Annotated in this window: 30 protein-coding genes; 18 read left to right on the top strand and 12 right to left on the bottom strand. The window is 65.3% G+C overall.

What is annotated here, in order from left to right; genetic code table 11:
• Positions 1-658: 658 nt before the first annotated feature.
• Positions 659-1,669, top strand: a complete 1,011-nt coding sequence (locus tag WBB14_RS23315) for a Bug family tripartite tricarboxylate transporter substrate binding protein (protein ID WP_424241947.1) — start codon at positions 659-661, stop codon at positions 1,667-1,669.
• Between the two features lie 20 nt (positions 1,670-1,689).
• Positions 1,690-3,426 carry an IlvD/Edd family dehydratase gene (locus WBB14_RS23310; protein WP_424241946.1) on the top strand — a complete coding sequence of 579 codons (1,737 nt, stop codon included), beginning with the start codon at positions 1,690-1,692 and terminating at the stop codon, positions 3,424-3,426.
• Between the two features lie 2 nt (positions 3,427-3,428).
• Here WBB14_RS23310 and WBB14_RS23305 read toward each other — a convergent pair whose 3' ends face one another.
• A complete protein-coding gene (locus tag WBB14_RS23305) occupies positions 3,429-4,322 on the bottom strand; it encodes a LysR family transcriptional regulator (protein ID WP_424241945.1) in 894 nt (297 codons plus the stop codon).
• Positions 4,323-4,455: 133 nt separating this feature from the next.
• Between WBB14_RS23305 and WBB14_RS23300 the strand changes: the two genes are divergently transcribed.
• Positions 4,456-5,463: a 2-hydroxyacid dehydrogenase gene (locus WBB14_RS23300; protein WP_424241944.1), complete on the top strand. Its 1,008-nt coding sequence runs from the start codon at positions 4,456-4,458 to the stop codon at positions 5,461-5,463.
• On the opposite strand, the gene WBB14_RS23295 is transcribed toward WBB14_RS23300, so the two are convergent.
• A complete protein-coding gene (locus tag WBB14_RS23295; protein WP_424241943.1) occupies positions 5,447-5,881 on the bottom strand; it encodes a DoxX family protein in 435 nt (144 codons plus the stop codon). The genes WBB14_RS23300 and WBB14_RS23295 overlap by 17 nt on opposite strands.
• Positions 5,882-5,976: 95 nt before the next feature.
• Here WBB14_RS23295 and WBB14_RS23290 point away from each other — a divergent pair, with 95 nt between their 5' ends.
• Positions 5,977-6,384, top strand: coding sequence for a winged helix-turn-helix transcriptional regulator (locus WBB14_RS23290; RefSeq protein ID WP_424241942.1), 408 nt, complete (start codon positions 5,977-5,979; stop codon positions 6,382-6,384).
• Positions 6,385-6,412: 28 nt separating this feature from the next.
• Here the strand turns inward: WBB14_RS23290 and WBB14_RS23285 are convergent, their stop codons facing one another.
• Positions 6,413-7,051 (bottom strand): hypothetical protein, encoded by a 639-nt coding sequence (locus tag WBB14_RS23285; protein ID WP_424241941.1) that lies wholly within the window; start codon positions 7,049-7,051, stop codon positions 6,413-6,415.
• Positions 7,052-7,138: 87 nt separating this feature from the next.
• Positions 7,139-7,510, bottom strand: coding sequence for a hypothetical protein (locus WBB14_RS23280; protein WP_424241940.1), 372 nt, complete (start codon positions 7,508-7,510; stop codon positions 7,139-7,141).
• Positions 7,511-7,716: 206 nt separating this feature from the next.
• Here WBB14_RS23280 and WBB14_RS23275 point away from each other — a divergent pair, with 206 nt between their 5' ends.
• A complete protein-coding gene (locus WBB14_RS23275; RefSeq protein WP_424241939.1) occupies positions 7,717-8,631 on the top strand; it encodes a PhzF family phenazine biosynthesis protein in 915 nt (304 codons plus the stop codon).
• 101 nt (positions 8,632-8,732) lie between these two features.
• Here the strand turns inward: WBB14_RS23275 and WBB14_RS23270 are convergent, their stop codons facing one another.
• Positions 8,733-9,686: a succinylglutamate desuccinylase gene (locus tag WBB14_RS23270; protein ID WP_424241938.1), complete on the bottom strand. Its 954-nt coding sequence runs from the start codon at positions 9,684-9,686 to the stop codon at positions 8,733-8,735.
• An 11-nt stretch (positions 9,687-9,697) separates the two neighbouring features.
• Positions 9,698-10,696: a Bug family tripartite tricarboxylate transporter substrate binding protein gene (locus tag WBB14_RS23265; RefSeq protein ID WP_424241937.1), complete on the bottom strand. Its 999-nt coding sequence runs from the start codon at positions 10,694-10,696 to the stop codon at positions 9,698-9,700.
• A gap of 118 nt (positions 10,697-10,814) precedes the next feature.
• On the opposite strand from WBB14_RS23265, the gene WBB14_RS23260 reads away from it, so the two are divergent.
• The 3 genes from WBB14_RS23260 to WBB14_RS23250 all read left to right on the top strand — a co-directional run bounded on the left by WBB14_RS23260 (position 10,815) and on the right by WBB14_RS23250 (position 12,834).
• Entirely contained in the window at positions 10,815-11,678 is an 864-nt protein-coding gene (locus WBB14_RS23260) for a MurR/RpiR family transcriptional regulator (protein ID WP_424241936.1), read from the top strand.
• A 195-nt stretch (positions 11,679-11,873) separates the two neighbouring features.
• Complete coding sequence (locus WBB14_RS23255) at positions 11,874-12,128, top strand: hypothetical protein (protein WP_424241935.1); 255 nt, start codon at positions 11,874-11,876, stop codon at positions 12,126-12,128.
• Between the two features lie 112 nt (positions 12,129-12,240).
• Complete coding sequence (locus tag WBB14_RS23250; RefSeq protein WP_424241934.1) at positions 12,241-12,834, top strand: BPSL1445 family SYLF domain-containing lipoprotein; 594 nt, start codon at positions 12,241-12,243, stop codon at positions 12,832-12,834.
• 69 nt (positions 12,835-12,903) lie between these two features.
• On the opposite strand, the gene WBB14_RS23245 is transcribed toward WBB14_RS23250, so the two are convergent.
• Both WBB14_RS23245 and WBB14_RS23240 read right to left on the bottom strand, forming a co-directional pair.
• Positions 12,904-13,137, bottom strand: a complete 234-nt coding sequence (locus WBB14_RS23245; RefSeq protein ID WP_424241933.1) for a hypothetical protein — start codon at positions 13,135-13,137, stop codon at positions 12,904-12,906.
• Positions 13,138-13,245: 108 nt separating this feature from the next.
• Positions 13,246-13,716 carry an Lrp/AsnC family transcriptional regulator gene (locus WBB14_RS23240; protein ID WP_006226939.1) on the bottom strand — a complete coding sequence of 157 codons (471 nt, stop codon included), beginning with the start codon at positions 13,714-13,716 and terminating at the stop codon, positions 13,246-13,248.
• 160 nt (positions 13,717-13,876) lie between these two features.
• Here WBB14_RS23240 and WBB14_RS23235 point away from each other — a divergent pair, with 160 nt between their 5' ends.
• From WBB14_RS23235 to WBB14_RS23210, 6 genes are all read left to right on the top strand, one after another.
• Positions 13,877-14,788 (top strand): DMT family transporter, encoded by a 912-nt coding sequence (locus WBB14_RS23235; protein ID WP_424241932.1) that lies wholly within the window; start codon positions 13,877-13,879, stop codon positions 14,786-14,788.
• Positions 14,789-14,887: 99 nt separating this feature from the next.
• Entirely contained in the window at positions 14,888-15,634 is a 747-nt protein-coding gene (locus WBB14_RS23230) for a sulfite exporter TauE/SafE family protein (protein ID WP_424241931.1), read from the top strand.
• A gap of 70 nt (positions 15,635-15,704) precedes the next feature.
• Positions 15,705-15,929: a hypothetical protein gene (locus WBB14_RS23225; RefSeq protein WP_424241930.1), complete on the top strand. Its 225-nt coding sequence runs from the start codon at positions 15,705-15,707 to the stop codon at positions 15,927-15,929.
• Positions 15,930-16,279: 350 nt separating this feature from the next.
• The gene (locus WBB14_RS23220) at positions 16,280-16,492 is read left to right on the top strand and encodes a hypothetical protein (protein ID WP_008159938.1); all 213 of its coding nucleotides are present in this window, start codon (positions 16,280-16,282) and stop codon (positions 16,490-16,492) included.
• Positions 16,493-16,640: 148 nt separating this feature from the next.
• A complete protein-coding gene (locus WBB14_RS23215; RefSeq protein WP_424241929.1) occupies positions 16,641-17,747 on the top strand; it encodes an AGE family epimerase/isomerase in 1,107 nt (368 codons plus the stop codon).
• Positions 17,748-17,850: 103 nt separating this feature from the next.
• Entirely contained in the window at positions 17,851-18,066 is a 216-nt protein-coding gene (locus tag WBB14_RS23210) for a hypothetical protein (RefSeq protein ID WP_013392952.1), read from the top strand.
• A gap of 108 nt (positions 18,067-18,174) precedes the next feature.
• On the opposite strand, the gene WBB14_RS23205 is transcribed toward WBB14_RS23210, so the two are convergent.
• Positions 18,175-19,107, bottom strand: a complete 933-nt coding sequence (locus WBB14_RS23205; protein WP_424241928.1) for a LysR substrate-binding domain-containing protein — start codon at positions 19,105-19,107, stop codon at positions 18,175-18,177.
• 112 nt (positions 19,108-19,219) lie between these two features.
• On the opposite strand from WBB14_RS23205, the gene WBB14_RS23200 reads away from it, so the two are divergent.
• The 3 genes from WBB14_RS23200 to WBB14_RS23190 all read left to right on the top strand — a co-directional run bounded on the left by WBB14_RS23200 (position 19,220) and on the right by WBB14_RS23190 (position 21,495).
• Positions 19,220-20,209, top strand: coding sequence for a Bug family tripartite tricarboxylate transporter substrate binding protein (locus tag WBB14_RS23200; RefSeq protein ID WP_424241927.1), 990 nt, complete (start codon positions 19,220-19,222; stop codon positions 20,207-20,209).
• Positions 20,210-20,211: 2 nt separating this feature from the next.
• On the top strand, positions 20,212-21,081 hold the full coding sequence (locus WBB14_RS23195) for an N-formylglutamate amidohydrolase (RefSeq protein WP_424241926.1): 870 nt from the start codon (positions 20,212-20,214) through the stop codon (positions 21,079-21,081).
• A gap of 72 nt (positions 21,082-21,153) precedes the next feature.
• Entirely contained in the window at positions 21,154-21,495 is a 342-nt protein-coding gene (locus tag WBB14_RS23190) for a hypothetical protein (protein ID WP_424241925.1), read from the top strand.
• Positions 21,496-21,617: 122 nt separating this feature from the next.
• Here WBB14_RS23190 and WBB14_RS23185 read toward each other — a convergent pair whose 3' ends face one another.
• Both WBB14_RS23185 and WBB14_RS23180 read right to left on the bottom strand, forming a co-directional pair.
• Positions 21,618-22,496 carry an SDR family NAD(P)-dependent oxidoreductase gene (locus WBB14_RS23185; RefSeq protein ID WP_424241924.1) on the bottom strand — a complete coding sequence of 293 codons (879 nt, stop codon included), beginning with the start codon at positions 22,494-22,496 and terminating at the stop codon, positions 21,618-21,620.
• Between the two features lie 364 nt (positions 22,497-22,860).
• Entirely contained in the window at positions 22,861-23,784 is a 924-nt protein-coding gene (locus WBB14_RS23180) for a LysR family transcriptional regulator (protein ID WP_424241923.1), read from the bottom strand.
• Positions 23,785-23,845: 61 nt separating this feature from the next.
• Here WBB14_RS23180 and WBB14_RS23175 point away from each other — a divergent pair, with 61 nt between their 5' ends.
• On the top strand, positions 23,846-24,325 hold the full coding sequence (locus WBB14_RS23175) for a nucleoside deaminase (RefSeq protein ID WP_424241922.1): 480 nt from the start codon (positions 23,846-23,848) through the stop codon (positions 24,323-24,325).
• Positions 24,326-24,368: 43 nt separating this feature from the next.
• Here WBB14_RS23175 and WBB14_RS23170 read toward each other — a convergent pair whose 3' ends face one another.
• Positions 24,369-24,977, bottom strand: a complete 609-nt coding sequence (locus tag WBB14_RS23170; protein WP_424241921.1) for a short chain dehydrogenase — start codon at positions 24,975-24,977, stop codon at positions 24,369-24,371.
• Positions 24,978-25,313: the final 336 nt, after the last annotated feature.

Below are 25,313 nucleotides of genomic sequence, written 5' to 3'. Positions count from 1 at the left end.
GTCCTGCGCCATTCCGATGCTCGCCCCGGTGGGGCTGCGCTTCGGATGGCTCCGGGGTCCTCGGCTAGCAGTCGCCTAATGCATTGGTTTCGGACCCCGTTCATGGGCAGATGCCCTGAGCCGGTGGCCGGACGGAGGGATCCGAAGCGCAACCCCACCGGGGTGAGCATCGGAATCCCGCAGTCCGGACGCCGGCGACTCAAGAACCCTGCCTCACAAAACCGAAGTGCGGAGCGGCAGGGCTTCAAGCTTGCGGATGTCAGGGTTCTTTAGCCGCCGAGGCTGTCCTGCGCCATTCCGATGCTCGCCCCGGTGGGGCTGCGCTTCGGATGGCTCCGGGGTCCTCGGCTAGCAGTCGCCTAATGCGTTGGTTTCGGACCCCGTTCATGGGCAGATGCCTTGAGCCGGTGGCCGGGCGGAGGGATCCGAAGCGCAGCCCCACCGGGGCGAGCATCGGAATCCCGCAGTCCGGACGCCGGCGACTCAAGAACCCAGCCTCACAGAACCGAAGTGCGGTCCGGATTTTCCTCATCCGGACGTCCTGGGACTCTCACGGATTTTTTTGACAGAACATAAATTTTTTTCTCTTTTCGCCGGCGAGAGTTTGCGAACATGCGTCTAGAGCTTTCAAGCCATAAGAACGCATCGGGAGACAAAAATGTTCTGTAAGCACGCCGCGCGCAAGCGCATCAACATCGTTGCGGCCGCCTTCCTCGCGGCCGCCGCGTTCGCCATTCCTGGCCATGCATCCGCGCAGGCTGCCGACAACTATCCCAGCAAGCCCATCCGCCTGATCATTCCGTATCCGCCCGGAGGCGCGACCGACGTGATCGGGCGCATCGTGGGCCAGCGCCTGAGCGAAGAGATCGGCGGCCAGGTCGTGATCGAGAACCGGGGCGGAGCAGGCGGCAATATCGGCGCGGCCGAAGTAGCGCGCGCCCAGCCCGACGGCTATACCTTGCTGATGGGAGCGCTGACCTCGCATTCGGTCATGGCGACTCTGGAGAAGGACACCATTCCGTATGACCTGCGCAAGGACTTCGCGCCCGCCGGCGTGGTCGGCTTCGTGCCGCTGGTGGCCGTGGTCAATCCCAAGCTGCCGATCAAATCGCTGGCCGACCTGGTGAGCTACGCGAAGGCGAATCCCGGCAAGCTCAATTTCGCTTCATCGGGCGCCGGCGCTCCCCAGCGCATGGCCATGGAACTGTTCAAGCAGATCGCCGGCGTCAACATCGTGCACGTGGCCTACCGCGGCAGCGGCCCGGCGATGACGGACCTGGTCGGCGGCCAGGTCGAGACCATGACGGAGACGGTTCCCGCCGCGATCTCCTTCATCAAGTCCGGCCAGTTGCGTCCGCTGGCCGTGCTCACGCCCCAACGCGTCTCGATGCTGCCGGACATTCCCACCGCCGAGGAACAGGGTTTCAGCGGCTTTAACGTCAGTTCGCTCTTTGGCGTGATGGCGCCGGCGGGCACGCCGGCTCCCATTGTCGCCAAGATCAACAAGGCGCTGACCACGGCGCTGGCCAAGGACGATGCCAAGGCCCAGTTGCTGCAGCAAGGTGTGTATGCCGACGCGCTCGATGTCGAAGCCTCCAAGGCGCGCCTGAACGCGGAAATCGAGCAATGGGCCAAGGTCATCCGCGACGGCGGCATCACCGCAAATTAACTGGAAGCAGCTAGAACAAGATGAGCAAGAAAAACACCGGGTCATCGCAGGACGAGGCCAGCGGCCTGCGCAAAGGCCTCACCAGCTACGGCGACAGCGGCTTTTCGCTGTTCCTGCGCAAGGCCTTCATCAAGGGCGCGGGCTACACGGATGGCGCATTGGATCGTCCGGTGATCGGCATCGCCAACACGGGCAGCGCCTACAACCCCTGTCACGGCAACGCGCCGCAGCTGCTGGAGGCCGTCAAGCGCGGCATCATGTTCGCGGGCGGGCTGCCGATGGATTTTCCGACCATCTCCATCCACGAGAGTTTCTCCTTTCCCACCAGCATGTACCTGCGCAACCTCATGTCCATGGACACCGAGGAACTGATACGCGCGCAGCCCATGGACGCGGTGGTGCTGATCGGCGGATGCGACAAGACCGTGCCGGCCCAGCTCATGGGCGCCGCGTCGGCGGACATTCCGGCGATCCAGCTGGTGACGGGATCGATGCTGACGGGGTCGCACCGGTCCGAGCGAGTGGGCGCGTGTACGGACTGCCGCAGGTACTGGGGCAAATACCGCGCCGAGGAAATCGACGATCAGGAGATCGCCGACGTCAATAACCAGCTCGTGGCCAGCGTGGGCACCTGTTCGGTCATGGGCACGGCAAGCACCATGGCCTGTATCGCCGAAGCGCTGGGCATGACGGTGCCCGGCGGCGCCACGCCGCCGGCGGTCACGGCGGACCGAATGCGCATTGCCGAGCTCACGGGCGCGCAGGCGGTCGAGATCGCCAGACAACGCCTGTCCGTCTCGAAGATTCTGACCGCCGATTCCTTCGAAAACGCCATGCGCGTGCTATTGGCCATCGGCGGCTCCACCAACGGCATCATCCATCTCACCGCCATCGCCGGCCGGCTGGGCCTGGACCTGGACTTGCAGGCGCTGGACCGCATGGGGCGCGAGACGCCCGTGCTGGTGGACCTGAAGCCGTCCGGCCAGCACTACATGGAAGACTTCCATAAGGCGGGCGGCATGGCTACGCTGCTGCGCGAACTCAAGCCTTTGCTGAAGCTGGACGCGCTGACCGTGACCGGCAGAACGCTGGGCGAGGAGATCGAACGCTCGGGGCCGGGCTTCGCGCAAAGCGTGGTCAGGACGCGGCAGGACCCGATCTATCCGCAGGGCGGCATTGCCGTGCTGTCCGGCAACCTGGCTCCCGAAGGCGCCATCATCAAGCAGTCGTCCGCCAATGCCGGGCTGATGGAGCACGAAGGGCGCGCCGTCGTGTTCGAGAACGCCGAGGACCTGGCGAGCCGCATCGATGCTGCCGATCTGGACGTCACGCCGCAGGACATCCTGGTGCTGAAGAACATCGGCCCCAAGGGCGCGCCCGGCATGCCGGAGGCGGGCTATATCCCGATTCCCAAGAAGCTGGCGTCGCAGGGCGTGAAGGACATCATCCGGATCTCGGACGGCCGCATGAGCGGCACCGCTTTCGGCACCATCGTGCTGCACGTCACGCCGGAAGCGGCCATAGGCGGGCCGCTGGCCTATGTCAGGAACGGCGACCGCATACGCCTGAGCGTGAGCCAGCGGGAAATTTCGCTGCTGGTGTCGGAAGAAGAACTGGAACGGCGCCGCCGCGAGCAGCCGGTCACGCCGCCCACGGCCGAGCGCGGCTACAAGAAGCTGTTCCTCGATACGGTGACCCAGGCCGACAAGGGCGTCGATTTCGACTTCCTGCGCGGCGTGCCGGGCAAGCCGAAGTAGGGCTATTGCTTCGCCCGGCGCGCTTCCATGTTGCCGAAGATGGTCCGGGCATCCTGGGAAATCGACGCGGCCATCTTGGCGTGATGGCCGCGGGTGTTCCAGATCAGGCCGTTTCTGCGCACGGGCGCGCGGTTGGGCAGCGGGATGCGCGCCACGTCGAGCGACTTCCACATGGAGGACCAGTCCGGAATCAGCGCCACGCCCAGGCCCTCGTGCACCAGGGCGACGATGGCGAGCAGGCCGTCTATTTCCAGGCGCTGCTTGGGCCAGATCTGGTGGTCGCGCAGATAGCGGTCGGCCAGTTGGCCGCCGTATATGTTCCGGTCATAGCGTATGAAGGGTTGGGTCGACAGCAGCGTGTGGGCGTCCTGGTCCGCCAGATGGGACGGGGCCACCACGACCAACGGCTCTTCCATGAACGGCTGCCACAGACAGCTCTTGGGCACGGCGAACTGCGGCTCAACCACGATGGCGGCGTCGAGTTCGCCATTGACCACCTTGCCGCACAGGTCTATGGAGCCGCCTGGCGTGACGAATACGGAGGCGTCCGGATGCCTGCGGTACAGGGACTTGAGTATGGGAGGCAGCACGTTCGTGAGCGCGGATACGAAGCAGCCGATGCGGAACTCGCCCGGCTGGTCGCCGTCGATGGCCATGGCGCGCAGATCGCGGAGGTTGCGGATGGCCGCCTTGGTGCCTTCGAGGATGCGCATGCCGCTTTCGGTCGGCCTGACGGAGCGTCCCGAACGTTTTACCAGCGCCACGCCCAGGTCCATTTCCAGCGCCTTGATGCGCGCGGCAATGGCGGCCGAGGTCAGATCGAGCTTGCGCGCGGCTTCGGCGAACGAACCTGCTTCGACGACCGCGACGAAGCTCTGCATGCACTTTATGTCCATGATGCGATGGGCTATTGCCCTGAAAGGAGAAACGTCAGGTTGAAGATCGCACGAACCGCTACGAACCCGGCCGCGATGACTGCAGGCTTATCGCGCCAATTCCCCGTATGTTATAGCGTCGAGGTTGAAATCCATGATGGAGCATGATCTGGCCGCAGCGTGCCAGGGAGCGGAAAAGCGCCAGGCAGCAGAAAAGCGCCTTGGCGACGGAAGCGGCAACTATCCTGCCTTGCTCAAGGTAGGGGTTTTTCCCCAGTCGGTGGAAGCGCAGTTCCGCGCCGTATTCACCCTGATCGATGAAGAGGCGCTTCAAAAGCATCCCGCGCAAGCGGATGCGATCGGCGGTATCGTCACGCGCTCGAACTACCGGATCTCCGCCGAGCTCATGGATCGCTTGCCGCAGTTGCGCATCATCACCACCAACGGCGTCGGCTACGACGGGATTGCGCTTGAGCGCGCGCGTGAGAAGAACATCGTCGTGACCAACACGCCCGACGTGCTGAACAAGGCCGTAGCCGAGTTGGCGCTGGGGCTCTTGCTGGCGTTGCTGCGCAAGCTGCCTGCAGCCGATAACTTTGTGCGCGGCGGCGCGTGGAAGGACTCTCCCTTTCCGCTTGGAGCGAGCCTGGCGGGCAAGAAGGTCGGCATTGTCGGCTTGGGGCGCATAGGCAAGGAGATCGTCCAGCGGCTCGTGCCGTTTGAAGTGGACGTCAGCTATTTCGGCCGCGCGCGCCAGGCGGTGCCCTGGCGGCACTTCGATTCCCTGCCGGCCATGGCCCGCCATGTGGACGTGTTGATTCTGTCGTGTCCCGGAGGCGCGGCAACGCGTCATCTCGTCGATGCCGCGGTGTTGCAGGCGCTGGGCCCTGGAGGCGTCGTTGTCAACGTCGCCCGCGGCTCGGTCATCAACGAGTCCGACCTGTGCCTTGCGCTGGCCCACGGCATCATCCAGGGCGCCGCGCTCGATGTGTTCGATAGCGAACCGCTAGGCGAGAGCCCGCTGCGGCACATGCCCAACGTGATCCTGGCGCCTCATATCGGCAGCGCCACGCATGAGACGCGCCGCCAGATGGCAGAATTGGCGATACGGAACCTGGTGTCGTTCTTCACGACGGGGAAGGCGGTTACGCCGGTGGCATGACCGGCGATGGGCCGGTGCTTGCGGCCCACCGGCCAGGACGATGCAGCCACGCGATCGCCGCCGTGATGAGCAGCAGGATCAGAGCCGGAACCGGGCTGCCCTCGATGACGAATGAATGGGCCAGCAGGGCGCCGACCATGGTGGCGCTCAGCAGCAATCCGCCCAGGAAGGCCGCTGCAGGGACGAGGACGGCAATCCCACCGATCACTTCGACGATGCCGGTAACGATGCGGAACCATTGCCCGAGGCCGAGCTGGTCGAACGGCTGGACCATGGCGGGGACGCCCGCCAGTTTGGCTGCGCCGGCAGCGAGGAATATGACGGCCGCCAGGATGCGCAGCCCCCGGGAAACGTACGTGGAGGTTCGGGCTTGGGGCTGCGCGCCCGGCATGGTGGCGCTGCTGAGAGGGGGCTTCATTGCGGGTAGCCTCGGTATAAAATTGTGACTGAGGCTAGCAATGTAACTATGGTCCCGACCGTGCACAATACGGCACATCAGGAGAACCCGGTATCATGAATGTGACTGAAAAGCTCCACGCTTTGCACGAGCATGACTGTCAAAAGATCAGTCAGGTGCTGGCTCGCATCGGTGAAAAATGGAGCGTGCTCATCATCATGATTCTGGCTGACGGCCCGAGTCGTTTCACTGAAATCAAACGCACCATCAACGGCATCTCGCAACGGATGCTGACGCTGTGCCTGCGCGGGCTGGAACGTGACGGCCTGGTCAAGCGCACGGTCTATTCGGTCATGCCGCCGCATGTGGAATATGAGCTGACGCCGCTTGGACGCTCGCTCACCGAACCGGTCATCGCCTTGGGATGCTGGGCCAGCAAGCACATCGCCGACATCGACGCGGCCCGGACGGCCTTCGATGCCCAGGCGGAAGCGGCCAGCAACGCACCGGCCCGGCACCGATAGGGGGCTCGGCGCCGGCGTTGTCAGGACTCTAGACCCACACCGTCGCGATCAGCAGCGCACAGCCTGCCGTGGCCGTGGCGGCCATGATGGCGGCCAGGCGCAAGGCGATCTTGCGTTCCCTGCGGCCGATGTTGGGGTTGCCGTCGTTGGCCGAGCGTAGTTGTTCCCAGGTCGACGCGGCGCCCGCCTCGCGGCTCTGCAAGGCCGAGGCGGCGTTTGCCGTGGAGCGGGAAATGCCTGTGAGCCGTAGCGCCGGATAGGCCAGCAGCAGCCCGGCCAGGAACAAGGCGCAAGCGCTTATCGCGCCGGCCGTGAAGGCTGAACTGTCGCGTGCAGCAAACAGGATGATGGACGCTGCAAGGCCGATGAAATTCAAGCCGGCCAGTGCTTTCAGCGCCTGGATTCCCCAGGGGCCGGTGGCTTCCTCGGTGAAGTCGCCGACCGAGCGCCAGTAGGCGGCGTCCTGGGTAGCGGCCTGGAAAAAGAAGGCGAGATCCCTGAGGAGCACATCGCCTTGCCTGTTGTCAGGGCTGGTGTCCCGATGCCACTGGATGGCGAATTTCCTGCTTCGCTCGGCGTCCGCGTGATGCGCGCGGGCCCAGTTCTCTGCCAGACCTACCGCCGTTTCGACGGTAAGCGCCCCTGCGGGGCTTGCACTGTCTTTCATCTTTATTGTCCCCATATATGGGACATTGTACTAGGCCTGAGTGGAGGCCAGGTTGACGCAAGGCAGGAGGGCGGCGCGTGGCGCGGGTCAGGGCAACGCAGCGCCGGGATGGGGCGCAGGCTGGGAAAAACATACTTCGAGCAGGCTGTTGCTGCGCAGTTTGAGGGTGACGTCGGTGCGTGGCCTGCCCAACGTGGCGGTGGCAAAAAGGGCAAGACTCAGGGCGCTGAACCAGGAGGGAAGAAAGCTGGCCAGGTCCCAACCCGTGACGCCGCTGTTGTGGGGTTGCTTGAGCACCTGTACGGTCAGCCCATGGTCGCGGTAGAACGCCTGCATCGCCGCCGCGGTTTCATCGATGTCGATGATGTTCTCGAGAAAGAACGGCTCCTGTGCCAGCATCAGCCGGGCAAGTTCGCCAGCAGGCAGACGGTTCTGGAAGTAGGTGCGTACCGTGGACATGGGGCGGGCTCCTGGCGTGCGCAAATCATCATGTGCCGGCCAGGGCCGGGATGGGCCGAAAACACCGGACTGAGGCAGGATAGTCTATGCCAAATACGTGCGCTGTTACGGTCTCGATTTACCGCCTCTGTGTCTGGCGGGCAACAAGCCGGCCTCGCACAATTGTCAGGTCATCGCGCAGTCCGCGCGGCTTGAGAGGACGTTCCATGCGCTACCGCTATGTCACCGCCGATGTGTTCACCAGCCAAGCTTACGGCGGCAATCCGCTGGCAGTCGTGTTCGACGCCCAGGGCCTGAGTACGGCGCAGATGCAGCGCATCGCGCGCGAGTTCAACTACTCTGAAACCAGCTTCCTGCTGCCGCCGCGGGATCCTGCCCATACGGCCTGGGTGCGCATTTTTACCCCCGATCGCGAGGTGCCGTTCGCGGGGCATCCGAATGTGGGCACGGCCGTGGTGCTGGCGCGCGAAATGGCCGCGTCGGGCCTGACCGTGCCGGATGCCTTCGTGTTTGAAGAGGAGGCGGGTCTGGTGCGCATTGCGCTGCGGACGGGCGCAAGCGGCGTGGCCGGAGCCGAACTGCTTGCGCCGCAACCGCTGTCGCGCGCCAGCGAGGCGCCGGCCGCCGCGGTCGCGCGGGCCTTGAGCCTGGAGCCCGCGGACATCGAGACCTCGATGCATGCGCCGCAGGTGGCGTCGGTCGGCCTGATCTTCCTGGTGGTGCAGTTGGCCAGTCGCGACGCCCTGCGCCGGGCCATGCCCGACCCGGCAGGCTACGCGGCCCTGCTGCCGCTGGATGGCGCAAAGTCCATCTATGCCTATACCACCGACACGCGCACGGACGCGCCTGCCGCAGGCGCCGACATCCAAGCCCGCATGTTTACCGGGCGCATGACGGAAGACCCCGCGACCGGTAGCGCGACGGCGGCCATGACGGCGCTGCGCGCGGCCTTGCGCGGCGACGGCGTATTGCGCCTGCGCGTGGAGCAAGGCGTGGACATGGGGCGCGCCAGCGTGCTGCTGGCCCACGCCGAGCCGCGTGCCGATGGCGTGTGGGCGGGCGTGGCGGGCGAGGCCGTGGTGGTCATGGAAGGCACCCTGACGGCGCCCGACGCGCACTGAAGTTGTCTGCGTTCCGGGGCCTCGTGCCTGTTTTGCCGGCGCGAACGCACCGCATGCCGCGCCGATATCCGGCGCAACCAGCGGGCGCTTGCGCGTGGCGATCAGATCGCGACTGTCAAGTACACCGCTTCGCGGCCCACGATGGGCATGCGCGTGGGCATGAAGATGGTGCAGTCGTCGCAGGGCGAACGGATTTCCTCGGCGCCGTTCATGGCGATGAGTTCACCCTTGGCAAAGGTTTCGAAGCCGATCACCGGACGGGTGAAGGTGAAGTCTTCGGACTTCACCATGTGCACTTCGAGCAGGCGGTAGCGCTGCGGCACGGGCGCAGGCGGCGTGCCGGCAGGCATGTCGATCAGGCCCGTGTGCGCCAGGAAGCGCAGCGTGACGTCCGTGGCCAGGTCGGCGGCGGATTGCGCGAAGTGCTGGCCGCATTCCACCACCAGCGAACCGCTGCTGTCGGAGTGCGGGTCGCCATGGTGGCCGTAGCCCATGACGCCGGTGCCAGGAAAGAGGTCGGGCGGCATCACCAGATGCACCTGCGGCGCGCCGACGGCGCTGGCCAGCGCCGTGTTGCGGTCCATTTCCGTGTAGACCCAGAAAGGTTGCACCGGTGCACGCGTGGAGTGGATGTCCAGCACGAAGTCGGCGGCATCCAATACCGGGCGCAGTTCGCGGGCACGGCGCAGTTCGGGGCTGTCTTCCGGACCGTCCAGCATGGCGGCCGACCAGATGCGGTTCAGGTTGTGGACGAGCTGGCGGTTTTCGTAGGGGTTCTCGATATCGAAGGCTTCATAGGCTTCGACGTGCGCGAAGCTGACGGTGAGCGTGCCGATCTTGGGCCGCACTCCCGTGTCCAGCAAATGGGTCGCGGCCACCATGCCGCAGATTTCATTGCCGTGCGTGATGGCGTTGATCAGCACGTGCGGGCCAGGACGGCCCGACTCGAAGCGGTGCACGTAGGGAATGCCGACATTGCCCTCTCGATAAGCCGCGAGGTTGCGCGGCAGGACTTCGAGCGGAGCGGTGTCGGGTTCGAAAGCGGGATTTTTCATGGAGGTCTGGCCTATTCAGGACGGATGCCGGCGCGGTCGATCAAGTCTTTGTACAACGCCAGGCGCTCGGACATCATGGCGGTGAACTGTTGCGGAGTCTGCTCTTCGGGCGGCAGCGCGCCGGCCTTTTCCAGGGATTGCGGCATGCCGTCCTCGGTGGCGGCGGTGCGCACCGCCGCCAGCAGCTTCTGGACGATGTCGGGCGGCGTGCCAGCAGGCGCGGCCAGGCCGATCCACGACATGGAGTTGAGCACGGGGTAACCCAATTCCTCGAAGGTCGGCACGTCGGGCAGGGAGTCCAGGCGCTTGGGGGCGGCCACCGCCAGCGCCCGCATCTTGCCGACCTGGATGTGCGGCAGGAAGGGCGCGAGGTTGTCCAGCGCGAACTGCGCCTGGTCGGAGAGCAGGGCGTTGATCAGCGGCGCGCCGCCACGGTAGGGCACGTGCACGGCCTGCAACTGCAGGGTGTTCTTCAGCAGCTCGGCGTTGAGCTGGCCCATGCTGCCGATGCCCGCGGTGGCATAGTGCAGCTGATCGGGGCGCGCCTTCAGCAGCGCGACGAATTCGGCCAGGTTGCGCGCCGGCACGGCGGCATTGGTCACCAGCACATTGGGCGTGCGCGACAGCTGCGAGATGGAAACGAAGTCCTTGATCGGGTCATAGCCGAGATCATTGCGCATCAGCGGGTTGGCCAGGTGCGAGCTTTGCGAGGACGCGACCAGCGTGTAGCCGTCTGGCGTGGCGCGCGCCACGCGCTTGCTGCCGATGGCGCCGCCGGCGCCGTCGCGGTTTTCGATGATGACGCTGGCGCCCAGCGCCTTGCCCAGCGCGTCCGCGTACAGCCGGCCGATCAGGTCGACGGAGCCGCCCGCAGGAAAGGGGACGACCAGCGTGATGGGGCGCGAGGGATAGGCGTTGGCGCGCGCGGCCAACGGCAACAGGGCGGCGCCCAGGCCGGCCAGGACCAGGCTACGGCGGGCCAAGGACGGCCCCTGGGGGTGATGCTTCATGGAATTCTCGGGTGGTGACTGCGGGTTTGGTCTAATTTGCAATGAAAATTGCAGGCTGCAATATAAGATGCAATGTGTGTTGTGAAATTTGGGGTTATCACCTAGGACCCGGGCAAGCATGAATCTGCATCAACGTATTGCCGGCTACGGCCGCAAGCTCAGTAAGAGCGAACAAGTGCTGGTCGACGAAATGCAGGCGCGCTATCCGCAAAGCCTGCTGGAATCGGCGACGTCGCTGGCCAGGCAGGTGGGCACCAGCGCCTCCACTGTGGTGCGTTTGTTGGCCAAGCTGGGTTATGACAGCTATGCGCAAGCGCAGATGGAAGCGCGCGTGGAAGTGACGGCGCGCCTGGCTTCGCCCGGCGAACGGGCGGATGTGGTCGGCGCCGACAAGCCTACGCCGCGCGCCTGTCTGCACAACGCCTTGCTGCACGACCAGCACAACCTGAAGGAGACCTATGCGTCGATCGACGTGGCGGCCTTCGAGGCAGCGGTGCGGCTGCTGACGCAACGCAAGGGCCGGGTGCATGTGCTGGGACTGCGCCAGGCCGCGCCGCTCGCCAGCCATGTGGCGCTATACCTGAACCTGTGCCTGCCGTCGGTGAAGCCCATGATCGCCTCCGGCCCGCTGTTCCTGGAGGACCAACTGCTCTGGGTCGACCAGGCCGACGTGCTGCTGGCGTTTACGTTCAGGCGCTATTCAGTCGCCGCGGTCAAAGCGGTGCAGTACTTCCGGCAGCGCGGCGGCAAGGTGATCCTGATCACCGATTCCGCGTCGGCGCCCGCCGCCGCCTCCGCGCATCACGTGCTGGTCGCGCGCAGTTCCAGCGCATCGCCTTTCGATTCCTACACCGCGGCCTTTTCCGTTTGCAATGCCTTGCTCGCGGCGGTGGCGCAGCGCAGCAAACAGGCATTGGGCGCGGCGCTCGAGCGCGGCGAAGGCTTGTGGGACGCGCAATGGATTCGCCCGCCGGCAGGCTGAAAACGGCAGTTCGCAGGATTGTGCAGGCCCGCTGCAAAAGCCTCGAAACGGGCTGGTCAGCAGCCATTTTCCCGGACTTCAAGATGCGTTCGCACTATCCGTACTAGTGCGTCATAACTCCTTGAAAACATTGCTTTTCAAGGCCGAATCTTTTTGGCATATTGCGGCCGGGAAAACCTCTTTCAGGAGCGAGGAATGGGCGCGTGGCCACAGCGTCATATTGATGGATTCGAGGTCGAATGCCAGGTCATCCGGCTGGATACGGGCATGCTGGCGATTGAGATTGCCGTGTGCCGAAAGGCGGAGGGCGAACTGGAGCGGCGCTGGTCGTTGCCGCGCTTCGTCACCTTCGAGGATCCCGGGATCGCGAGACGCCATGCCGAACTGGTGCTGTCCGGCATCGTGTCGGTGGACGAGTCCACCGGCGAACCGCGCTATGGGATCCTGTAGCAGGGATTGGGCACGCAGGCAGGTTTTGTTTCTTTTCACACAATCGTGTGCTTTGCGCTGGCCGATTTGCCCGGTACATTGGCAACGGGTGACAACAAAAAAGGAGAGTTCCATGTTTGATACTTTTCCTGTCTTGCGTCGCGCTGGCTTGGCCGCCGCGGCGATCGGCGTGGCCGGCCTGATGTTCACGGGTTGCACCACTACCAGTCCAAAATCCTCGGCAACCGCCACCGAGCAGCGCCAGTCGCTGAACAGCGCGGCTGAGGCCACGCTAGGCAAGCTCTATCAAGCGTCGCCCCAGTCCAGGGAATTGGTCGCGCGTGCACGGGGTGTGCTGATCTTTCCCGACGTGCTGAGCGGCAGCTTCATCATCGGCGCCGAGCACGGCAAGGGCGTGTTGCGCGTGGGCGGCTCCACCGCCGGCTACTACAGCACCACGGCGGGTTCGGTCGGCTTCCAGGCCGGCGCGCAGTCCAAGGCGATGGTGCTGCTGTTCATGACGGACGAAGCGCTGACCAAGTTCCGCAATAGCAGCGGCTGGACCGTGGGCGCCGACGCCACGGTGGCCGTCGTCAATATCGGCGCCAACGGCCGCATCGACACGAATACGGCGCAACAGCCTATCGTGGGCTTCGTGATGAACAACGGCGGCCTGATGGCAGGCGTTTCCCTGGCCGGCACCAAGATCTCCAAGCTGGACCTTTGACCCTGACGGCAAGGTAAAACGCCGCGGATGTTCTCCGCGGCGTTTTTGTTTGGCGCGTCAGCAGGCGCCTCAGCCCATGAGCGTATCGCCGTTGTTGCGCACGGCGCTCTCGCGCTGCATCTCGGCAGCTTCGATGGTCGGGTCCAAGCCGCGCCAGCGCTTGATGGGGCCGCGATCCTGCTCGGGCTCCCAGCCGAGCATGCCGTAGCGCGTGATTTCGGTTTCACCGGTTTCGAATTCCACTTCGAAGTAGCCCTGACGATCGGGTAGCGTGCCGCCGGGGAACCAGTCGGTTTCAGGCATGGTGTTCTCCTTGCTAGGCGATGGGAGGGAAGCCGGCGCGGGCGCGCAGCCCGCGTGGCGCTTTCATTGTGGAGGGGCGTTGCAGATCCTGCAAGTTGCTGCGGGGCTTTACGCGAGCGGGACCGCGGTGGTGTAGAGCACCTGCTTCAACGCAAAGCTGGAGCGGATGCTGGCCACGCCGGGGATGCGGGTGATGTGTTCGACGATCAGCCGCTCCAGCGCATCGACGTCGGGCACCAGGGCGCGGATCAGGTAGTCGGCGTCGCCTGACATCAGGTAGCACTCCATGATTTCCGGCAGGACGGCGATTTCGCGTTCGAACACGTCCAACGCCGCCTTGCGCTGCTTGTCCAGCGAGATCTGGATGAACACGTTGACCTTCAGACCCAGCTTGCGGGCGTTCAGCAGCGTGACGCGGCGGTCGATCAGGCCTTCGGTTTCGAGCCGGCGCACGCGCGCCAGACACGGCGAGGCGGACAGGTTTACACGTGCGGCAAGCTCGACATTGGTCAGGCGCGCATCGCGCTGGAGTTCGTTGAGGATACGGATGTCGGTGGCATCCAGGTTGATTTCCGGCATAAGTCACCCAGTTATGGTCATTCGGCAATTCATCCATGCTGAGTATGCCGGGTAATCCGATCGAATGCAGTCAAATGTTCTGGGGTTAACCCTATAGACTATTCCCTCGTTTGGCAATTTGGCCAAAACACGGAATATTCAAGCGGTAGATTGGGCAGTAATGAGTCAGCAGAGCACATTGGGCAGGTTTTTGCCGCTGGTCGGCGCGGTAGCCATCTGGGGCGGCAACTGGCCCGTCATGAAGTTGGGGTTGGCGCACATGAGCCCGCTCTGGCTGGCTGCCAGCCGCTTTGGCTCGGCCGCGCTGATCAGCGCGCTGGTGCTGGGCATGCTAGGCCGCCTGCGTCTGCCCACGCGGCAGGAATGGCCCTTGGTGGCGGGGGTGGCCCTGTTGCAGATGGGCGCGTTCACCGCGCTGGCCCTGTGGGCCCTGCAATACGTGGCGCCGGGACGCGCGTCGGTCATCGCCTATGCCACTTCCATCTGGGTCATTCCGCTGTCCTCGCTGATTCTGAAGGAACGCCTGTCGGTGGCGCAATGGCTGGCGACGGCGCTGAGCTACGCCGGCATCGTCGTCATCGTCGCGCCCGCTTTCAGCCCCTGGCAGGCGCATACGGTGATCGGGCTGGCGATGCTGCTGGGCGCGTCCTTCGCCTGGGCCTGCAACATCATCCAGTTGCGCGGCAACCGGCATATCCGCCTGGGCGCGGACATGATTCCCTGGCAGACCGCCATCGCGGCGCTGCCGCTGGCCGCGCTGGCGTGGATGCGCGATGGCGCGCCAGTCTTTCTGGCCGAGCCGCAGGCGTGGCCCGTGATCCTGTACACCGGTCCGCTGGCCACTGCACTGACCTTCATCGTGGTGCTGGGCATGACGCAGAAGATGCCGCCGGTGGCGACCTCGATCGCCATGCTCTGCGTGCCGGTGATCGGGTTGATCGTGTCGTCGCTGGTGTTCCAGGAGCGCATCTCGGCCGACCTCGCCCTGGGCCTGGGCCTGATCGGCGCCAGCGTGGCGGCGTCGGCCGCGGCGACGCGCCTGAAGCGGCCGCTGGCGCTGCGCACTTCATAGGCCGCGAATGCGCCGCTGCCACGGGAGCTGCCATCGGCGCGTTCTAGAATGTCGTGCGCCGGGACCGGTTCCGGCTTCTCTTGCGGGCGTACGGCGGATATGGATTCCTTATATGTGCTGGTTGCGGTGGGCGCCATGGCCGCTGGTTTCGTGCAGGGCCTGTCGGGCTTCGGCTTCGGCATGGTGGCCATGTCGTTCTGGGCCTGGACGATAGATCCGAAGCTCGCTGCCGCCATGGTGGTTTTCGGCTCGCTGACCGGACAATTGCTGGCCGCGTTCAGCGTGCGCCGCGGTTTTGCGATGGCGCATTTGCTGCCCTTCGTGGCGGGCGGACTGATGGGCATTCCGCTGGGCGTCAAGGTCCTGCCGTATCTGGATCCGCTGATGTTCAAGGCGCTGGTCGGCGGACTGCTGGCGGTCTGGTGTCCCGTCATGTTGTTCGCGACGCGCCTGCCTCCCATCACCGCAGGCGGAAGATTCGCCGACGGCGTGGTGGGCGCGATGGGCGGCGTCATGGGCGGCATCGGCGGCTTTACCGGCGTCATTCCCACCCTGTGGTGCACCTTGCGCCGCTTCGACCGCGACGTGCAGCGCGCGGTGATCCAGAACTTCAACCTGTCGATGCTGGTCGTGACGATGGCGAGCTACATCTACACCGGCGTGGTCACGCGCGACATGCTGCCGCTGTTCGCGGTGATCTTGCCGGCGATGCTGGTGCCGACCCTGTGGGGCACGCGCGTGTATGCGGGCATCAGCGACGTGGCGTTCCGCCGCATCGTGCTGGGCCTGCTGACGGTGTCGGGCGTGGCGCTGCTGGCGTCGTCGCTGCCCCGATTGCTGGCCTAGCGTTCTTTGCCTGTCGCCAGGACGGGCTTGGCGACATGCTATCGTTGGGTATTCAAGAGAGAATCATCGCATGGCATTGCACCGTTTCGAGAAAGGCGAGCTGGGACATTGGCTGCGCATCGTGGCCGATAATTGCGAGCCCGGCGCCGCCCAGACTGAAGTGCCCGCACAGGTGGCGCAGGCGCTGGAGACGTTGCGTTGCATCGAAGCCGGCGCTGACGGCCGCTGGCTCATCACTGCCAAGGGCAAGCTCTCGCTGCGCATGGAAGAGCCCGGCGCGATCCACTTGCGATAGCCCGCGCATGGCGCGGCGCGGCCGCGGAATCCAATAATGTCGACAGGCGCTGCGGTGCAGGCGGGCGTGCCGCGTTTCGCTGCGTCTTGATCGTTTGGCTTACGAAAATTCCACACAATTTGCGAATGTTTTCGCAGTATGTCGCAGCTTCGCGAGTATTCCCGGGGCGCTACGGGAATTTCCTGAGACGGAATGCGCGATTTGGCTGCTTTTCGACGTATCGCGGGCGGCGAGTCGCCAGTAAGATGAACTTGCGTGACGTTTGCAGGTCTATTCATTTGCGCGGGAATCCTGCTCCCGCAACGTCACGCGTGGTTCACGCGTTTAGGTAACCGACTGGGAGGTAGCACATGCAGCATCGTGACCAGGAAGTTCTGATCGACGTTTCCACAGCGGCCATGGATACCGGCGGATATGGCGTACTGCTGACGGTTACGGCCGAGGGCGGCACCGAAGTGGATGCCGCGTTTTCCCACTTGGGCAACTGCGCTTCGTTGGACGAAGCACGCGATCGCGCGGAAGTATTCGCGCAGAACTGGGTAGAGGAAAACATCTTCCGATAGGGCGCCTTGCCCTGGACGGAGCTGATTGGCGGGACCGGTCTGTGTGAGCATGACGCTTCGGAGAATACTCAACGGTTTGCGACGAAAATTTCGGTTATCGTTGCTGCTCCAAAATCTGGGGCCCTTATTGGGTATGCGCCGTTCCAAGATGACTGCCGCACAGACCAACTCTTCACTGGCGGAACACATCCGCGCATTACGCAACCATTTTGATTCCGTGATCCTGCCTCTCTGGATGGGGCAGGGTTTCAATGGCGCGCTCGGTCTGCCTTTTGAATCGATGGATGCGGCCACCGGCACTGCGCTGCCGGTCGAACGCTACCGCGCCATGGCCTGCGCGCGCCAGCTCTACGTATTTTCTGAAGCGCCGGGCGCCACCGCGGGCGCGCATGCCGACCTGTTGTTCGAATCGTTGCGGCGCGTGTTCCGCGACGAGGTCCATGGCGGCTGGCGCTACAGCGTGGACGCCGAGGCGCGTCCCCTGGACGAAACGCAGGACCTGTACACCCACGCATTCATCGTGCTGGCTTGCGCAGCCTATTTCCGCCGCAGCCGCAACGCGGATGCGCGCAAGCTCATGCTGGCTACTTCCTCGACCATCGAGGCGCGCTTCAAGACCGCCGATTCGCTGTACCACGCGGCGCTCAGCGCCGACCTGAGCCAGCCGCTGCGCGCGCCCGCGCAGAATCCCATGATGCATTTGACCGAGGCGTATCTGGCCGCCGCCCAGGTCGCGGAGCCGGCGCTGTACGCGCAGCGTCTGCGCGGCCTGGCGCAAGGCATCAGCCATTTCTTCGTGCACGCGGCCTCGCAGTGCATTTCGGAAGCGCGGCAAGGTACGGCCGGCAACCGGCTGGAGCCTGGGCATCAGTTCGAATGGCTGTCGCTGGTGCACGGCTCGGCCGAGGTGTTCGATGGCCTGGACCTGGCGGAATCGTTGCCGCGCGCGGTGCGCTGGTCGCGCCGCCATGGCGTGGACGCGAGCGGGGTGGCGGCATCGCTGGACGAGTCCGGCGCCGTGATCGACGACACGCGCCGGATCTGGGCGCAGACCGAGTATCTGAGGGTGCTCGGCGTGCTGGGCGACCTGCCCGCGCTGGAGGCCGGCCTGGCCATGTTCCGCGCGCGCTTCCTGCACCCGGGCGGGTGGTACGAATGCCTGGATGCGGAGGGTAAGGTGGTGCGCGCGGACATGCCTTCGACCTCGCCGTACCATCTGGCGACCTGCCTGTCCGCCATGCCGACCGTTGTTTAATTGTGGCGTTAACAATTATTTTTGGATTTACCGTCACATATCGATAGAAAAGTATTGGTGAAATCCCTTACAATTTAGTTACTAAGTTTGTAGGGAAGCATCAATGAGCGTTATGTGCCTGGCTTGCCAACGCATTAACCCTGGGCTTGCTGGCGTTGCGCCGCATGCCCATCTGGGACATCAAGGCTTTACCAACCCGACGCAGAAGGGCCGTGAAGAAAGCCGTGAAGACCACTTCCGCTGCCTGAGTTGCGGGGCAAAATGGCTGCGCGAGACCGACAAGTGGGGTGTGGACCTGGGGTTCAAGCTCGCGCCTTGAGCATTCCGCCGCGTCATATATGAACGGGCTCCTCCGCAGGAGCCCGTTTTCGTTTGGTCATAATTGGCCTCCACCGTGCGAAACCACATGTTTCGCGCTGTCTGGCTTTCAGCCCGGGCCGGCGGCCAGCACGTCCGGGTCCTGCCCGGCGGTCTCCAGCAGCCATTGGCGGAAGCAGGCCAGTGCGTAGTGGTCGCGGCGCTGGGCTGGGGCGCACAGGTGGTAGCCGCGGGCGATGCGTATGGGCAGGTCGGGAAACGGGGCTGCCACGCGTCCTGACTGCAGGTCGTCGCGGACCAGGCAGCGCTGCAGGACGGCGATGCCCAGGTCGGCCATGACGGCGCGGACCAGGATGGAAACCTGGTCGAAGCCGTTGGCCAGTTGGACCGAGGCGCGCGGCACGCCGGCGGCGCTCAGCCATTGCACCCAGTTGTCCATGCCGTTCGAGTGATACAGCAGCGGTTCCCCGAGCAGGCCGGCGGGCGTGTCCCAGAGCCCCTGCGCGCGCCGCGCCGCCAGCCGGGCGGGGTGGCAGATCACGACCATTTCACGCCCGATCACGTAGTCCGCCTGCCAGCCTGGCCATTGGTCCGGCATGCCGGACAGGATGCTGGCGTCGGGCGTCGCGCCCGAAAAGTCCTCGTTGCGGCGGTAGGCCGCGAAGCCGAGCTGTATGTCGGGATGGCGCGCGTGGAAGTCGGACAGGCGGGGCACCAGCCAGGCGCTGGCCAGCGTCGGCACGGTGGACAGCGTCAGGCGCAGGCGGCGGTCGTCGGCGCGCAATCCGGCGCTGAGCGCTTCGATCTCCTGCAATGGGCCCTGCGCGCCGTCGTACAGACGGCGCCCGGTCTCGGTCAGCGTCAGGCCATGGGCGTTGCGATGCATCAGCGGTTGGCCGAAGTGCGCTTCCAGGCGCGAGATGGCCCGGCTGACGGCGCCCTGGGTAACGCACAGGACCTCGGCGGTGCGAGTGAAGCTGCCCAGCCGTGCCGCCGTTACGAAGGCGTGCAGTTCGGACATGGAAGGCGAGTGCAGTCGCATCTAGCATGACCATTGGTAATGAAGCCGTGCAATATAGTCGTTTGAAAGGGGAGCGTAAAGTTCGGACACTGGCGGCCTTGTCGATTGACCTTCAACTTTCGGAGCCATCCCCATGTCCCGCCGCCTTCTGGGCCGGTCCGCGCGCTTCGCGCTCGCCGGCATGTTCGCCACGCTGACCTTTGCCGGCATCGCCCAAGCCGCCGACTATCCCGCTCGTCCCATCAAGCTGGTGGTGCCGTTCGCCGCCGGCGGTTCGACCGACATCGTGGCGCGCCTGGTGGCTGAGTACGCCGGCCGCGACCTGAAGCAGACCATCGTGGTCGAGAACAAGGCCGGCGCCGGCGGTTCGATGGGCATGGAGCAGGTGGCGCGCGCCACGCCCGACGGCTACACCATCGGCATGGCCACGATGAGCACGCATGGCTCGAACCCGGCCGTGTTCCGCAAGATGAACTACGACCCGGTGAAGGATTTCGTGCCGGTGGCCAATGTGGTCGCGGTGCCGAGCATCTTCGCGATCAACCCGGGCCTCCCGGCCAAGAACATGGCCGAGTTCGTGGCCCTGGCCAAGAAGCAGCCGGAACGCTACAGCTTCGCCTCGCCGGGCGTGGGCTCGCTGGGCCACGTCAACATCGAGAACTTCATGATGCTGTCCGGCATCAAGCTGCTGCACGTGCCGTACCGCGGCGCGGGTCCGGCGCTCAATGACGTGATGGGCGGCCAGGTGGATGCGATCACCGACAACCTGTCCTCGACCCTGCCGCAGGTGCTGGGCGGCAAGCTGCGCGCGCTGGCCGTGCTGGGCGCCGAACGCTCGCCGCTGTTGCCCGACGTGCCGACCTACATCGAGCTGGGCTACCCCGACATGGGCACGGGCGGCTGGTTCGGCCTGGTCGCGCCCGCCGGCACTCCGCCCGCCGTGGTCGAACGCTTGAACAAGGCGGTGCGAGCCGCCCAGGATGATCCGGAATTCCGCAAGAAGGCCGAGGAAGTGGGTGGTACGCTGGTGCGCACCACGCCCCAGGAATTCGAGGCTCAGATCCAGCAGGCCCTGGCCCGTTATGCCAAGGTCGCCAAGACCGCCAACATTCAGGCTGATTGACGATGACCCACGCCGACTTCGACGCTGTTTCCGTACACGAGCCCTCGGGCCCGGCCCTGCCGCTGGTCTGCGATTCGCCGCATAGCGGCGAGCGCTATCCCGACGACTTCGGCGCCGCGGCCACCCTGGCGCAGTTGCGCCAGGGCGAGGACACGCACGTGGACGCGTTGTGGTCGGCGGCGCCGGCCTTGGGCGCGACGCTGATCGCCGCGAACTTCCCGCGTGTCTACATCGATCCCAACCGCACGCTGCAGGACCTCGACCCCGAGCTGCTGGCGCAGCCCTGGCCAGAACCGCTGGATCCGGGCGAGAAGACCCGGCTGGGCAAGGGCTTGATCTGGCGCAGGATGGACCGGGCCACGCCGATCTACGATCGCAAGCTGACGCTGGCCGAAGTGCGCCACCGCATCCAGGCGTACTACGAGCCTTACCACGCGGCCCTGTCGCAGGCGATCCAGCAGGTGAGGCAGCGCTTCGGCGCCGTCTGGCACCTGAATCTGCACTCCATGCCCAACGACGCCTACGAGCGCCTGGGCCGCAAGAGCGAGCATCCGCTGGCCGACTTCGTGCTGGGCGACCGCGACGGCACGACCTGCGAGCCCGAGTTCATCGCCCTGATCGAGGCGGCCTTGCGCGGCAAGGGCTATACCGTGGCGCGCAACGACCCGTACAAGGGTGTGCAGTTGATCGCGCAGATCGGCCAGCCGGCCTTGAATCGCCACAGCCTGCAGGTGGAAATCCGCCGTCCGCTGTACATGGACGAAGCTACGCGCGAGCGCAATGCGGGCTTCGCGCCGCTGCAAGCCGATCTGTCCGACGTGCTGGCGCAGGTGGCGGCCTACGTGCGCGCACGCCAGGCGGCGCTGGCTTAAGTTTCCTCGTGGCAGGCCGTAGTCGGTAACAAGGAACCGCGCCTTTTTTGGGCGCGGCTACACGGAACCGCAATGGCTGAGAAGATCATCAACGGATTTTCGGTGCTCGCGTACGCGACCCAACCCGAGGGGCGCGTGCCGCCGCGCGCTTTCATCGAAACGCGGCGGCTGCCGAAGAAGCAGAGCCAGGCAGAACGGGATGCGCAGGCCGCGGCCCAGGCGGACGCGCAAGCGCAACCGGCTGACGCAGCGCCGGAAGACGCGAAGGACGCCGAGCCGGACAGTCAGGCCTTCGAGATCTTCATCAGCCGGCGCTTCCGCAGCACGGTGGAGGCCATGTCGGCGGCGCGCAACGCGCTGGACCGCATCAAGCTGGTCGACGAGGACGGCGTTCCGGATCACCTGCCCGAGTAGCGCCGTCCGCGGCGGGGGGCCACGTCCATGCACGAACGTTCTCATTCCGCGTGTTGTTCGGTTGCTGGTTGCCGGGCATGGGGCGGACAGCCTCGTTTGCAGTCCCGGCACGCCACCGGCAGCTAGCACGCAACGTCAAACTCCTTGATGCTGGGCCACTTCCTGGCGATCTCCTCCATGGTGGAACACGCTATCCGTGACAGATCCTTGGGATAGACGCTGTTGGGATTCTCGCTGTAGCGGGTGGCGGTGAATTGGCCGTTGCTGGCGCGCAGGATGACGCCCGTGTCGCGGCACAGCGGGCTGGCCAGGTACAGCACGCCAGGCGCAACCCATTCGGGTTTGAGATCTTCGGGCGGCTGCGTGACGCCCCACATGCGGGTCTTGGCCACCGGAGAGACCGCATTGACGAGAATGCCGTGCGCTTCGCCCTCCATGCTCAGGGCGTTCATGATGCCCACTTGAGCCATCTTGCCGGCGGCATAGGCAGTCAGGCCAGGCTGCGCATGCTGCGGGTACATGGCGCGATCAGAGGTCGTCAGCACGATCCGCGCCGCCGAGGAACGTTTGAGATGTGCCCAGGCATGCTTGCTCAACCAGATGGGCGCACGCACATTGATGCCCAGCGCGCGCTCGAGGAACTCCTTGTCCTGTTCCTCGATGGACTGATAGCCGACCCAGCCGGCGTTGTGGATCAGGATGTCCAGCGCGCCGAAGTGTTCGACGGCCAGCGCCACCAGCTGCTTGCAGCCGGCCTCGTGATCCAGGCGTCCGCAGTGTCCGATCAGTTGCCCGCCGCAGGTCTGCAAGGCGCGCGCCGCGCCGGTCATCAGATCCTGGTCGGCGCCTTCACCGGCCCGGTCGGTGCCCAGATCGCTGAGGACCACGCGCGCGCCTCGTTCCAGCAACGCCTTGGCATAGGCCCTTCCAAGCCCGCGGCCCGCGCCAGTGACGATCGCAACCTTGCCCTTGAAAAGTCCGTCCGCGCGCTGCTGTTCCATCGTGAACCTCCGTGTGGAAATGGCACGATGATGGGACGGGAGCTTCCTTCCGTAAAGTACCGCTTTTGTACAAAAACAATACTTTCCAGGTCTCAAGCGAGGTTGCGCCCGGCGCTTTCCAGGCGTGGCGCCGCTCTCCGCCGATTGTTGCTTCTCCTGCATGAGATTGATGGAGCGTTGCCCCATTAACCCCAGCGGGAAATGTCCATATGCTTCCTCGCACGGGAGATGAACCATGGCAAAACGCGGTGTGGCATCGGCGTCCCGCGGTCGCGCGGCTATTGCTCGCGCATGCCGATATCGACCCGTCCATCCTGATCGTTGCCCGCAGCTGCCCTGAAAGGCGCGCCATGGACGGCCGGGTCTACGCTTCGTGCCGGGACGAGATCGGGTCGGCGGAGAGAGCGGCGCGCAGGTGGTCGATGAACAGCCGGAGCAGCAGCATCGAGCGGTATTCGTGCGGATAGTAGAGATAGAGACCGGGAATGGGAGCGAGGTAGTCGGCGAGCAGCGGAGTCAGTTGCTCGCGGCGCATGGCTGCGGGCGGGCCGTCCCGGAATACGTAGCCCAGCCCCAGCCCGTTCGCGATCATGTGATAAAGCGTGGGCAGATCGCTGACAATGGGGCCGCCGGCCACGGCCACCGTGTGGGATTCATTGGCGTCATGGAAGATCCATGGAGCCAGGCGCCCGGAACGCAGGAAGCGGTAGCGGATGCAATCGTGGGAAAGCAGGTCGGCGGGGGACTTCGGTACGCCGCGGCGCTTCAGATAGCCGCGGCTGCCATAGACGGCAAGGGGTAGGGGCTCGCCGAGGCGGATCGCGATCATGTCCTGTTCGATGCGGTCGCCCTGCCTGATGCCGGCGTGGCAACCCGCCTCCATCAGGTCGACCATGGCGTCGGTCATCACGAGTTCCAGCTCGACCTCCGGACAGGCAGCGCGAAACGATATGATGTGAGGCGCCAGCGCCATCGTGTAGGCGAACTCCGGCAGCGTGATCCGCAAGCTGCCTCGCGGGCTGCCGCCGACGTCGCGAGCCTGTTGCACGGCGTTGGCGAGCTGGTCGAAGGCGGGCAGGGCGCCATGGCTCAGCGCCCGCCCGGCTTCCGTCAACGCCACCGAACGGGTGGTGCGGACAAACAGGGCGGTGCCGATCTGCCGTTCGAGCGCCTTGAGCTGATGGCTGACCGTGGAAGGCGTGACACCCAGGGTCTCCGCCGCGCCCCGCATGCTGCCGGCGCGGGCAATGGCGTCAAACACTTCAAGCAGCGCAAGCGGTAGCCGCATTCGAGATGCTCCTGAAATCCATGTACGCGAGTGCTGGGAATCATACCGGGATGGAATAGCCATGATCTCCGAGGTTGATATGAAACATTTGCGCCGTTGCATCGAACTTGCCGAGGCCGCGGTCGCCGCCGGCGATCAGCCCTTCGGCTCGGTCCTGGTATCGGCGGATGGCGAGGTCTTGTTCGAGGGGCGCAACGAGGTCGCCGGCGGCGACCCTACGCGCCACCCGGAATTCGCCATTGCGCGGTGGGCGGCGGAAAACATGCAGCCACAGGAGCGCGCCGCGGCGACGGTCTACACCTCGGGGGAGCATTGCCCCATGTGCGCCGCCGCGCACGGCTGGGTCGGCCTGGGCCGTATCGTCTATGCGACCTCGTCACACCAGCTTGTGGCCTGGCTGGACAGCCACGGCGTCGCGCGACCGCCGGTGCGCGAGCTGCCGATCGATGAAGTCATACGCGGTGCTGTCGTGGCCGGCCCGGTGCCGGAACTTGCGGAACAGGTGTTTGCGTTGCACCGTCGTTGCCTCGAGCGGGCCTAGGCCCCATCCTGATCCGGGTGCGGGAAGGCTGGGGCCGCAGCGCTCAGCGGCCGTACATGCGCAGGATTTCGCCCGTGCCGCGGCCCTCGATGCACGAGACATAGGCGCCAATCAGAGCATCCATCGCGACGGGCTGCATGCCTGGGAAAAGGTGCCCGAAGTCGTCCACGGAATTCGCGACCAGCGTCGGGCTGACGGCGTTGATGCGCAAGCCGCGCTTGAGTTCTATCGCCGCGGAAAGGACGAAGCTGTGCAGTCCGCCGCTGATGACCGCGCCGCCCGTCACGCCGGGCCATGCCTCGTCCGCGAAGATGCCGCTGCTGAGCGTGAACGATCCGTGGTCGGCCAGATACTCCTGGCCGGTCAGGACCAGGTTGATCTGGCCGAAGAGTTTGCCGCGCATGTTCTCCAGCAGCGCCGCTTCGGTCAGCGTTTCGAACTTGTCGAGTGCGCCGGACTCGGCCGCGCAGACACAAGCGTCCACGGCACCGGCGGCTTGGTACATGGCGTCGATGCTGTCGGCGGAACGGATATCGACCGCAACGTCGCGGCCGCGGCGGCCGGCGGCAATGACTTCGTGGCCCCGCTGCGCCAGCGTCTCGCACAGCGGACGGCCGATAGTGCCGGATGCTCCCACAACAAGAACACGCATGTCTTTCTCCTGGTCGCGATGACGAAATGCCTTGCTAAGGCAGCAGGAAATATACGGGATGCGCGGCGTTCCGATAATCGCGGCCGATTCGCAGGCACTATGAGATTTCATGCACGAATGACGCCTGAGCCGAGGCCCGCGCCCGGCTCAGGCTCGCGCCCTGATCAGGTCAGCGTGCTGCGCATCAAAATCTCGGTCAGCGCCCGCGTGGGCTGGTTGGGCGCGGGCGCCGAGATCACGATGAACTCCACCTGCGGCAGCGCGGGCAGCTGCGCGGCGCCCGCCGGCGCGGCGAGACCGGCGGTGGACAGGTGGGACGGCTGCACCGTGATACCC

It is taken from the genome of Achromobacter sp., from assembly GCF_049647645.1.
Lineage (GTDB): Bacteria > Pseudomonadota > Gammaproteobacteria > Burkholderiales > Burkholderiaceae_B > Achromobacter.
Note: the sequence above shows the minus strand (reverse complement) of the source record. Positions and strands in the feature narration are given on the sequence as shown.